We start from the raw sequence: 11,202 nt of genomic DNA, 5'->3' as shown, positions 1-11,202 counted from the left end.
CATCAGTAGGTCAGCACCACGTTGGCGAGAACGGAGAGGTATTCGCGTCCACCGCCGCGCGCGGTGAACTGCTCGCGGAAGCCCTCGCCCGCCAGCAGTGTGGCGGCCGAGAGGCGGAAGACGAGGTTCTGGTTCGCCTTGGGCCGCCAGATCGCTGCGGCCGAAAGGTCGAAGCCGATGTCGCGGTTGATGTTCGGCTGGTTGCGGATCGCTTCGAGCACGGTGGTGTCGGCGAACCACAGGTGGTTGGCATTGGCCGAGATGCGGAACTCCGGCGTCAGATCGAAGTCCGCGCCCGCGCCCAGCAGGATCAGGCCCGGGTTGTTGAAATTGCTCTGCCCCTGCTCCTTCGAGCTGCGCAGCGAATTGAGCAGGCCGTTCCTGCCATTCACCGATACCGCGCGCCCGCCGCCCGCGAAGGGGATCGTCTGGCGGATCCAGTAGGACGTGTCCGCGCCCGCGAAGACCGGGTTCTCGAAGATCGCGTCGAAGCCGGTTTCCTTGTTGTCGTCCGGGTTTTTGTCGCCGCTCGCGTAAGCGCCCGAGAGGCGGAAGCGCATCCAGTCGCGGTCGTAGCTCGCCTCCACCGCCAGGAACTGCGCGTTGATATCTGCCGGACGGTCGGTGAAGAAGGAGTTGGTGTCGCGCCCCAGCGCCCAATAGGCCATGCCGGTGAGGTTCACGCGGCCCACGCGGCCATCGACGCCGTAGCCGAGATAGACCACATCATAGTCGCGGCCGCGCAGGCTCCCGATCAGCGCCGGGCGCACGGGGAAGCCGTTGTCGTCGACCTCGATCTCGTTGCCCTCGCGGTTCATGTTGTAGACCACGGTGAATTCGCTGGTGAGCGCCGGGATCAGGAAGTCCTGCCGGTAGGCGTTGACGACGAAGACGAAATCGTCGCGCGGGCGCTGGACGACCGAGTTGAGGCCGGAGTTGGTGTCCTTCTCCAGCCGCCAGAACGCGCCGACATTGAACTGGAAGCGGTTGTTGTCGCGCGATCCGAAGACGCGCACGCCGAGCTGCTGATCGTTGAACAGGAAGCCGCGGAAATCCGACTGGAAGGTCTGGATACCGGCGCGCGCCGAGATAAAATCGAACCGCTCGGTATCGAAGCGCGCGAAGTGGTAATCGACGAAGGCTTCCTGCACCCCAAGGAAGTGGTCGAGCCGGTGCGAGGGCTTGGAGGGCTCGACGAACAGCACGCGCCGCTCGGGCACGTCGACATAGTTGACGTTGTAGGCGAGCGTGACGCGGTATTCGACCGTCGGCGGGGCGTAGGTCGTGGAGCCTTTCAGCAGCGCGAAACCGGCAAGGAAGGTCTGGCTGAAGACCTGGCTGAAGGCGTTGCCGAACACGTCGTTGCGGTCGGGATCGCCCGGGGTCTGCACCCCGACGGGGATCGGGAAGCTGCGCGGCTCGTAGACCGTGTCGGAGATCAGGTTGGCGACGAAGAACCAGTCGTCGCCCGTGATCGGCAACCACGGCACCTTGGCGCGGTTGATCGGGCGGTCACCCTTGTAGGTGTTCTGGTGATAGGGATCGAACAGGTTCTCCTTCACCACGCCGAGCGTTTCGACCAGCCGCCAGCGGTCGGGGATCGGGATCTGTTCGGTCGGGAAGGCCTGCGGGGGCGGCGCGCGCACCGCGCCTTGGTTGTCCTGCTCGATCCGGTCGGGCAGCGGCGCGGTGTAGCCGGGACGCTCGCGCCCTTCGAGGATGCCGGGATCGACCGGCGGGATGTCCTTCTCCCAGTTCTCCGGCTGCGCCTCCTCTCCGGGCGGCGCGACCGGCGGCTGCACCTCCTCGGGCGCAGGCGCAGCCTGGAGCAGGAGCAGCGCGGGCAGGAGAGGCCAGCCCATCGCTACAGCCCCTGGCAGACGTTCTGCTGGGTGGTGTCGAGGAACGGCGCGAAGGGGCAGTTCACATATCTGAGCCGCGTCGAGCTGCTGCCGACCTGCACCGCGATCCGGTCGGAGCGGATGGCGGCGGGCGCATTGCCGATCCCCGTGCCGAGCTTCGCTCCGGCATTGGCAAGGCCAAGGAAGGGCACGAGGTCGTTCTGGTCGATCCCGTCACCCGATGCCCCGATGCCGCCGACCAGCACATTGCCGCGATAGATCGGCACCGCGCCGGGGAACAGCGTGATCCCGTTGCGGATGCGGCTGCCATTGGCGTTGACGGCGGGTAGGCTCGTGCAGCGCGTCGGCACGTCAGTGGGCCGCGCACCGGCAATGAACTGGAGATGCTCGATGATGCTCCCCGTGACCAGCCGCGACTGGAGCCCGGTCGAGAAGATGCTCCACTGGTCGATCGGGCGCGAGAACGGCCCCGGCGGGCGGCCGAGCTCGCCATCGGGGAAATAGGGCCGCGAGATATTGCCGAGCGCGCGGTTGGAGAAGGCATATTTGCCGTTCAGCACCTGCGGATCGCCGGTGAAGGTGCGGGTCGCGGCGACGAAGCCCTGCACCTCGCTGTCGCCGCTCGCGATCAGGTCATCGTCAGCCGCCGCGTTGGAGAAGAAGGTGACAGAGCGCGCCTTCTGCGTGGTCGCGTCGATCGCGTCGACCAGCGCGTCGGGCGAGCGGATGATGCCGAGCACCTCGCCGCGGGTGTCGACCATCACCAGCGTCATCTCGGCGCGCGAGCCCACGGGCTTTCTTACCTGCGAGCGGGTGCGCGAGAGAACCGCGAAGCTCTCCTCGAAGATCGTGCGGACCTCGGCCTGGGTCAGCGGCTGGGCGACCTCGGCCCCGTCGGTGCCGCCACGGATCGGGAAGCGGTTGTTGCCCGCCCCGTCGCTGACGACATAGGCATCGGGGTTCGAGAACTCCGCCGTGCGCGCCGGACGCACGCCCGAAGCCTCGCTGCCATAGGCCGTACCGGCGAGCAGCGCGGTGCCATCGTAGTAGCCCCTGAGCGGCGAAAGCCCGCCGAGCCGCGCGGCGGCATCGGCGAAGGTCGCGGTGCGCACGGAGGGCGCGAGCTGGCTATAGGCGATGTCGCTGTAGCGCAGCAGCGTGCCATCGAGCGCGATCTTGTCGGCGCGGATCTCCTCTGCCGCCTCGAAGCCGACCGTGGCGGCAAGCCCGATGCGCTCGTCCGGCTGGTTGTCGAAATCGAGGACATTGGTGTCGAAGCCGTAGTCCGGGTCCGCCGCCACGCCCACCGCGCCGATCAGCACACCGTTGCGATAGAGCGGGAAGCCGCCCGCGTCGGCGGCGAAACCGATCGCCGAGCGCTTGGGCCCCGGCGTCGCGCCCTGCCCGGGGGTGAAGCGCGCGGAGATGTCGGAGCATGGCAGCTGGCTGAACTGCACCGAGAACAGCGCCCCGCTTTCGAGCCCGCCCGTCGAAGGCCCCTTGGGGAAGGTCTCCTGAATGATCCCGCCTGCCGTGCGGCTGGAGAAGGCATTGCCCTGGCTCGAGAAATAGGCCGCGGTCAGCGCCTTGGCGATCGCGGCGGTCTCGGCGGGGACATTGGCGCCCTGCAGATCGAGATTGTTGCCGTTGGGCGCGTTGGGAATCTTCTGCGTCACCGGCGCGCCGGTCATGCGGAAGATCGCGAGGACGTTGCCGACGCGGTCGATCACGGTGATGACGGCAGGCGTCCCGTCAGCCTCGGCCTGGGCTGCGCCCTGCGCAACGATCTGGCCGACATCGGCGGCGCTGAGCGCGATCTGCGCGGGCTGGGTATAGACCGGCGTGGTGCCGCCGCCGCCCACCGGGGGCGTGACCGGGCCGCTGCCGCCGCCGCTGCTCCCCCCGCCGCCGCATCCGGTAAGGACGAGCGCGCTGGCCGCAACCAGACCCTGCCACAGCCGGGGACGCATCATTGCAACCGCCCGATCGCGCCCGCCGCCGATTTCAGCGCGGCACGGAATTCGGCCGGGCGATAGGCATTGGGCTCTTCCACCGCCTTGTAGGCGCGCGCGATATCGCCGCGGATGCCCGCCGCCGCGCCCTGCGTCACGCGGCCCTCGTTGACGAGCGCGTTGAGCAGCGTGTCGACCGCCATCACCGCCTGCACCGATCCGGCGTAGTCGGTGAAGCGCGGGCTCGTCGCCTCGCCCGCGATGATCGCGACCACGCGGAAGGCATCGGCATCGCCATAGGCGCGGGCTGCAAGCGCTTCGGACAGAGCGCCCGCTCGGCTCGCGAGCGCCTGTGCTGCGGCACGGGTCTGTTCCGGCCCTGCCCCCATCGCGCGGTGGAAATCGCGCGCGGCGGTCTGGAACGCCCCCGCCTCGCCTGGCGCAAGTGCGCCAGCGACCGCCTGGAGCATGATCATGTTCTCGTCATTGAAGGGCGGGTTGCCGAAGGGGATCGGGCGGCCGGGATTGGTCTCGAAAGTGAGCTTCCTCTGCGGGCCATCGGTGATCGTGCGGTGGCACGAGTGGCAATCGAGGAAGTAGAACTGCGGGAAAGCCCCCTCGAAGGCGAACTTGGGCTGGGCGAAGAGGCTGGTCGAGCGGCGCACCGCCTCGGCCTGACCCACCGCCCAGAAGCGCACCGAATCCGGCGAACCCTTGCGCTGCACATAGTCGGCATCGATGTTGTGGTGCTGCTGCAATGCGCTGAACAGGTCGAGCTCGAACGAGATGCGCGGATGTCCGGCGGCCATCATCGCGTGGGTGACGAACTGGCCGGGCTTCGAGGAGCCGTAATGGCAATCGAGGCACACGCCCGCGCGGGTCTTCGCGTTCTCGAGCGCGGTCAGGCCGGCCGCCACGTTCGAGGCGTGGGTGGCGGGGAGCGCATAGTGTTCGGCGAGCCAGCCGCCACCCGACGGGCCGTGGCAGCTTTCGCAGCCGACGCCGTCCGTCAGCGTGAACTTCGCCCCGCGCTGTCCGGCGGGCGCGTTGGTGGCGTGGCAGCCGAGGCAGGCGGGCGCAGACTGGGCATTGCCGAGGCCGAGACTGGCGGCGATCTGCTGGCCGCGCCTTCCGCCGAGGACGGCATAGGCGCGGCTATGCGCGCCGCTGGGCGAGGAGGGTTCCTGCCATGTCGCGATCTCGTCCTGCCGCACGACCGCGCCATTGCCCTCGGCCCGGCCGTGGCAGGTCGATCCGGCGCAGGTGGCAACGCCCTCGAACACCGGATTGCCGATCGCGCCAGCAGCAGGATAGAGCGCAGCGAGCGCGATCACGGCGAGCACGCGCAAGGCCCCCGGCCTGCCAAGCAGGCCAGCGACGCTTCTCGCCCAGAATCCTGTCATCCCCATACCCCCGAGATGCCCGCGCACCGCCCCTGATCCCTGACTCAGCCCGTTTCAGGAAAGCCCCGCACGCGCCGATTCAGAGCGCGCGCAAGCCCACGCGTCCTTGTTCCAAGCTTGGCACCGCGATGCAACAGGCAATCGCCGGTTTTCGCCCGCGAACCCGACGAAATGACGCGCGGTCAGCCTGCCGCTTCGGCGGTCTGCTCGAAGGTGTTGGCGAGGGTTTCGAGCTGCACCGAGCAGCCGCGCGCGATCAGCGCCTCGGCCAGCGCGTCGGGGGCTTCGAAATCGCCGGTCAGCAGCACGAAATTGAGGTGCGCGGTGGTGGTGCCATCGGGGCCGGTGACCATGTAATGCCCGCCCTCGCTCACCGGCAGGCGCGCCGGATCGAGCGCGGCGACGGTGACGGTGTCATCGAAGGTGACGTCAGCATAGGCATCGGTGTCGCCGTGGGCCGAGATGCGGTAGGTCGCCGTGCCCTCGGTCGCGGGACGCCACAGGCGCACGGTGGCGAGATCGTAAAGGCACACCGTGCCCGAGCGGGTGATGTCGACATACCACAGGCTGGGATTGGTCACCTCGCCCTCGATCCCGTCCCGCACCGCGCCGGTGCGCACCCGGGTGGCGGCGCGCTTCCGCGTGAGCGAGGCGAAGCGGTCCGAGGCGACCTGCGGGCGGTCGCCGACGCGGAAAGTGCCCGCGCCCTTGATCACGCGGGTGCCCTGCGCGGTCAGCACGGTCACCGCGTCGCCATCCTTGAGAGTGATGCGCACATCGTCGCCCAGCTTGGTGCCGACCGGATACTTGGTCGCCGAGGGACCGGTGGACTTCACCACCACACCCGCCATCGCCGCCACCGGCAGGGCCAGCGCCGCACCGCCAAGCATCGCTGCCGCAAAAGCCCGCTTCATCCTAGCTGAGAACATAGGTCCCTTCCTCGTCGATCTGCCGCAATCGCTGCACGAGACATTCTAGCGCCGAATCTTGCGGATGACGACCCGCAACCGCTTGTGCCAGCGCAATGGCTTCCGCCGGATGAACGGCGGCGCGCGCCGCGGCCTGTTCCAGCGCGGCGCGGTCGTCCGCCGGGAAACCGGGCGCGGGTTCGAACAGGTCGACCGCCTGGGCACGGCCGCGCAGCCGCACCCGGCCCATCGCCCGCCACCAGTCGAGCCCCGAGGCTTCGGCGAATTCCCTGCTGGCGATGACGCTGGAGCCGAGCGGCTTGTTCGCTGCCTCCAATCTGGCGGCGGTGTTCATCGCGTCGCCCAGCGCGGTGTACTGGATGCGGTTCGCGCCGCCGAAATTGCCGATCACCGCCTCGCCATGATGCAGGCCCACGCGGGTGCGGCCGATGGGAGGGAGCGAGGCATCCATCGCGGCGACCTCGCGGCGGAAGGCCTCGCCCGCCTGCCACACCGCATAGCCCGCCCGCGCGGCGCGCTCGCCATCGTCGGGCCGGCTGATCGGCGCGCCCCAGAAGGCGACCACGGCATCGCCCACGAACTTGTCGATCACGCCACCGTGCTCGAGCACCACGCGGCTCAGCATGTCGAGATAGCGGTTGAGGAGCTTGGCCACCATTTCCGGCGGAATCGCGTGGCTCATGGCGGTGAAGCCCTCGAGATCGCTGAACAGCACGAAGATCGCGCGCTTCTCGCCGCCCAGCGCCAGCAGCTCGGGCTTGTCGATGATCGCCTGCGCAATGTCGCGCGGGATATATTTGCCGAGCGCGCCGGTGGCGAAATTGCGCTGCGCCGATCCGGCCGCGCGCGCGGCGGCGGTGACGGCGGCAAAGGCGATGATCCAGCCGACCAGCCATCCCACCGCAGGCAGCCCGTAGGTATCGACATCGCGCAGTTGCAGCCACACCGGAATGCCGATGAAACCCGCGAACAGCGCGACCACGAAAGGTGCGACGCGGCGCACCGGCCATTCGAGCAGCGCCGTCAGCGCCGCGCTCAGCACCACCAGCACCGCCATCGCCCACAGCACCCATTGCGGGATCGGCGCGAGCATCCGGCCATCGAGCATCTGCGCGATGGTTTCGGCATGGACCGCGAGCCCCGGCGGCAATTCGCCGTTGATCGAGGTGAAGGTCGTCTCGACGCGGTCGTAATCGACGATGTCGCCGCCGATCAGCACATATTTGCCGCGGATCTGATCCGCCAGCAGCGGCAGCACCTCGGGGTCGGGATCGGCCAAGAGATCGATCTGGAGCGAGGCGAACAGCGGCGCATCGACATAGCGCGGCCGGCGGTAATCGAGCGCGCCTTCATAGCCCTCGAAACGCGCGGTGCTTACCCCCGCGTCGGCCAGCATCACCCGCCCGAGCAGCGGCGGCAGGCCGGGGACGATGGTCGGCCACACCCGCGTCGCGCCGAAGGTGTTGTCGAGCCGGATGCTGGCTGATTTGGCGCGGCTCCCGGCAATCTCGGCCTGAAAGGCATCGAGATATTGCTGCTGTTCGTAGACCACGTCGTCTTCGTTGGTGGCAACATTGGCATAGGCGACCGCGACGGGGGTCTTCATCGCCTTGAGGGTGGCGACAAGCTCGGCGTCCTCGTCCTGCGGCTGATCGAACAGGATGTCGATCCCGATCGCCTTGGCGCCCATCGCGTCGAGGTTGCGCAGCGTGCGCGCCAGCATCCCGCGATCGAGCGGGGAGCGCTTGCGGGCGTTGATCAGCGTCTGGTCGGTATAGGCGACCAGCACGATGCGGCTGTCCTGCTCGACCAGATCGGCGGCGTAATAGGCGCGCAGGTCATAGAACGCGCGCTCGGCCTCGCTGGTAAGCGGGGTGGGCACCGTGCCGTCGGGCAGTACCCAGCTGAAGCGGGCGATGAACAGGGCTCCCGCCAGCACCAGCACGGTCGCGGCCAGTTGCAGCCGCCCGGCCGCACGCATCGTTCGCCAGCCGCGCCGGAACCAGCGGAATGCAGTCACTCCGGCGCTCCCCCCGCCCGATCAGCGCGCAAGGCGGGCAGCGCCATCGCCGACAATCGCGAAGGCCGACCAGTAGAACGGGTGCGAGGTCTGCGCATCGTCCATCAGCGCGCGCTGCGAGGTCTGTAGCGCCTCGGCGGTGGCCCGGCCATCCTCGGCGAACAGGCCCGAGACGAGGCGTCCGGTCGCGTCGAAATCGTCGGGCACCGGCCAGTGGCTCGCCAGCACCGTCCGCCCGCCCGCGCCCACGAAGGCGCGCACCAGCCCATCGAGCGCGAATTCGCCGCCGCTCGTCACCCCCGCCTCGCGGGTCGCGCCGACCGTGGCGCTGCCGGCGGTGTCGCAGGCCGAAAGGATCACGAGATCGGCATCGAGCTTCAGCGCGAAAATCTCGGCAAAGCTCAGCAGCCCGTCCGAAGCCGCGCCTTGCCCGAAGCTCGTCAGCAGCGCGGGGCGCGGCGGGCAGCCGGGCTGCGGCGCGGTGACGAGGCCGTGGGTGGCGAAGTGGAGGATGCGGTATTCGCCAAGGTCGGGCAGGCTCTCGACCGCGGTATCGGTGAAGGCCGCGCCGGTCAGCACCTGCGCCGTGCCGCCGAAGCGACCCGCCGCCCGACGCAGCTCGTCCGCCTTGATCGGGTTGGCCCAGATGTTGGGCGACCAGGTGCAGCGCTCGCCGTTGGTGCTCGCCCCGCCGGCGAGCGGCGCATTCTCGCCAAGTCCGAGATAGGCGCGGCGGCCATCCGAAGGCCGCGCCGCGCGCACATCGCGGAACGCCGAGGCGGCGACCGATGTGCTGATCTGCGTGCCGCGCCCGAGCCAGCTGGTGCCGCGGAAGTCGTACTCGTCCGCGCCCTTCTGCTTGATGCGCGCCTGATAGGCGGCAACGCTCGCATCGTCGGTGACGAGCAGGTTGATCGGCAACCTGAGCAGCGCGCCATCGGGCTCGAACACCAGATGCCGCACCTTGGGCAGGGTCTCGGCGACGGGGGCGAAGAGCTTCACGTAGAGCGTGCGCGCGGCGGCGATGTCGAAGGGATAGGTCAGCACCTGCCCGCCCTCGACCACCGCGATGCTCTCGCGGATGCCGTTCACCATCGTCTCGAGCTGCTGCGGGGTCGCATCGGCGCGCCACACCCGCGCGCTGTCGCGGGTGGCGTAGACGACGTAGGCGTCCTGTTCGAGCGTCACGAGCTTCACATAGGCCTCGCCCTCGCCGAGGATCGCCTGCAGGTCGGCAAGGCTGATCGCGCTGCCGGTGACCGCGCGGTAGCGGGGATAGGCGGCGAGCTTCTGGAGCACCTCGGCCTGTTGCTCGCGCAGCTGGTCGAGCTCGGTCTGGCGCGCGGTGATCGCGGCACCCTGCTCGTTGCCCGATGCCGCCGCGCCGCGCAATTCGAGCAGGGCGAGCCGCTGCTGTTCGATCGCGCGGGCAAGGTTGGTGCTGGAGCGGAACAGCTGCGCGGCCTCGTCCGACCCTGCGGAGAGTTCGCGCGCGAGCACGGCCTGCGTCTGGGCAAGGCCCGGGCGCTGGAGCAGCTGGCTTGCCGCGAACAGATCGGACGCTGCCGCAGGGCTATCTCCGCCCGACAGCAGCAGATCGAAATAAGGCGCGAGCAGCCGCCGCAACGAGGGCAGCGGGCGGCCCTCGGCATCGCCGACGATGCTGCGGTAGAGCGTCAGGGCTTCGGGCTTGCGGCCCGAACGGGCGTAGAACCCGGCGAGCAGCGCGCGGGCGCTGTCATAGGCGGGCGAGCCGGGATAGGTCGCATCCATCAGCGCGACCGCGCGCTGGTGCAGCGCTTCGGCCTCGGCCGGACGCCCGCCGCGTTCGGCAACTTCTGCAAGTTCGCCCAGAACCTGCGCGCGCAGCCATCCGACCGAGACGACGCGGCCCTGCCTCACGCTGGAGAGCGCGGCTTCGGCCTGCCCGAGCAGCGGCGCGGCCTCGTCCGCCCGGCCAAGCAGGCGCAGCGCGCTGGCCTTGAGATAGGCGCTCTGCCCGTCGAGCAGCTGGCCGCGTTCGCGCGGGGTGAGGCTCGCCGAATAGGCGCTGGTCACACGGTCGCTCTCGCTCGCCAGCTGGACCGCGAGCGCGGGGCCGATCCTCAGCGCCTGCAGATCGGCGATGTCGCCGAAATCGGCCGCCAGCGGCGCATCGAGGATCGCGAGCGCGGCATCGGCGCGGCGCTGGTTGAGCGCGTCCATCGCCTGATAGTTGCGCAGCAGCCGCGCGAGCACCGGGCTCGAGGCGCTGTCGGCGCGGGCCGCCGCGAAAAGGCGTCCGGCCTCCGCATAGTTGCCGAGGTTCGATTGCTGGAGCGCCTGATTGAGCCGCGCCTCGACCGCACCCGGCCCGGCGAGCGCGGCGGAGGACACCGCGAAGAATTCGGCCGCTTCGGCGAAGTTGCCCGCATTGCTGCGGCGATAGGCCTCGGCCAGCGCCTGGTCGGCGGCGATCGCTTCGGCCTGCTGGCGCGCGAAGGCGAGGTTGTCGGTGGTGCTGGTGAGCGGGATTTCGACCGTGCCGGGCACGATCCGGTCGCTCGCCAGCGAGGCCAGCGCGATCTCGAGCGCCTTGCCATAGGCGGAAAGCCCGCTGGCGGCGAAGGTGCGCTGGCCGCGGCGGGCGAGGAGCAGTTCGGTGCGGATGATGCTGTCGGCGCGTGCGCAATCGAGGCGCTTGGCATCGGCGACAAGGCCGGGCGCTGCGCCCCCTTCGGTGCAGCGCGCGCCTGCGCCGGCGAAGCGCTCGGGCAGGGCGGCGGCGGCGGCGCCATGCACGACATAGAGCGTGCCGACGGGCGCGGCGGCATCGCGGCAGATCACCGAATAGCGCCGGTCGAGGATGCCCGCTCCGGGTTCCGGCGCAAGGATCTGTGCCTCGCACAAGCCATTCGAGCCGACCGGGAAGGTATCGCGCAGGCTGACGCGCTCGGCGCCCGGCACACTCTGCGCCGCGCCCGGACCGACGAGCGCCAGCGCGAGGGTGGCGGCGACACCCAAGGCGCCCGCGCGCAAGGAGAGTTGGCGGCGCAT

General features: G+C 69.6%; 6 protein-coding genes. All 6 read right to left on the bottom strand.

The window, feature by feature from the left end; all coding sequences use genetic code 11:
- Positions 1-2: 2 nt before the first annotated feature.
- The 6 genes from BZF57_RS01535 to BZF57_RS01510 all read right to left on the bottom strand — a co-directional run bounded on the left by BZF57_RS01535 (position 3) and on the right by BZF57_RS01510 (position 11,202).
- Positions 3-1,862, bottom strand: a complete 1,860-nt coding sequence (locus tag BZF57_RS01535) for an alginate export family protein (RefSeq protein WP_086733883.1) — start codon at positions 1,860-1,862, stop codon at positions 3-5.
- Positions 1,863-1,864: 2 nt separating this feature from the next.
- The gene (locus BZF57_RS01530; RefSeq protein ID WP_240505816.1) at positions 1,865-3,835 is read right to left on the bottom strand and encodes a heme-degrading domain-containing protein; all 1,971 of its coding nucleotides are present in this window, start codon (positions 3,833-3,835) and stop codon (positions 1,865-1,867) included.
- On the bottom strand, positions 3,832-5,217 hold the full coding sequence (locus BZF57_RS01525; protein ID WP_086734581.1) for a multiheme c-type cytochrome: 1,386 nt from the start codon (positions 5,215-5,217) through the stop codon (positions 3,832-3,834). The genes BZF57_RS01530 and BZF57_RS01525 overlap by 4 nt, the downstream gene beginning before the upstream one ends.
- A 182-nt stretch (positions 5,218-5,399) precedes the next feature.
- Positions 5,400-6,131 carry a hypothetical protein gene (locus BZF57_RS01520; RefSeq protein ID WP_086733881.1) on the bottom strand — a complete coding sequence of 244 codons (732 nt, stop codon included), beginning with the start codon at positions 6,129-6,131 and terminating at the stop codon, positions 5,400-5,402.
- 1 nt (position 6,132) lies between these two features.
- Positions 6,133-8,127, bottom strand: a complete 1,995-nt coding sequence (locus BZF57_RS01515; protein ID WP_086733879.1) for a CHASE2 domain-containing protein — start codon at positions 8,125-8,127, stop codon at positions 6,133-6,135.
- A gap of 60 nt (positions 8,128-8,187) precedes the next feature.
- Positions 8,188-11,202 carry a CHAT domain-containing protein gene (locus tag BZF57_RS01510; protein WP_086733877.1) on the bottom strand — a complete coding sequence of 1,005 codons (3,015 nt, stop codon included), beginning with the start codon at positions 11,200-11,202 and terminating at the stop codon, positions 8,188-8,190.

Source organism: Erythrobacter colymbi, from assembly GCF_002155685.1.
GTDB lineage: Bacteria > Pseudomonadota > Alphaproteobacteria > Sphingomonadales > Sphingomonadaceae > Erythrobacter > Erythrobacter colymbi.
This window is presented reverse-complemented; position numbering and strand designations above follow the sequence as displayed.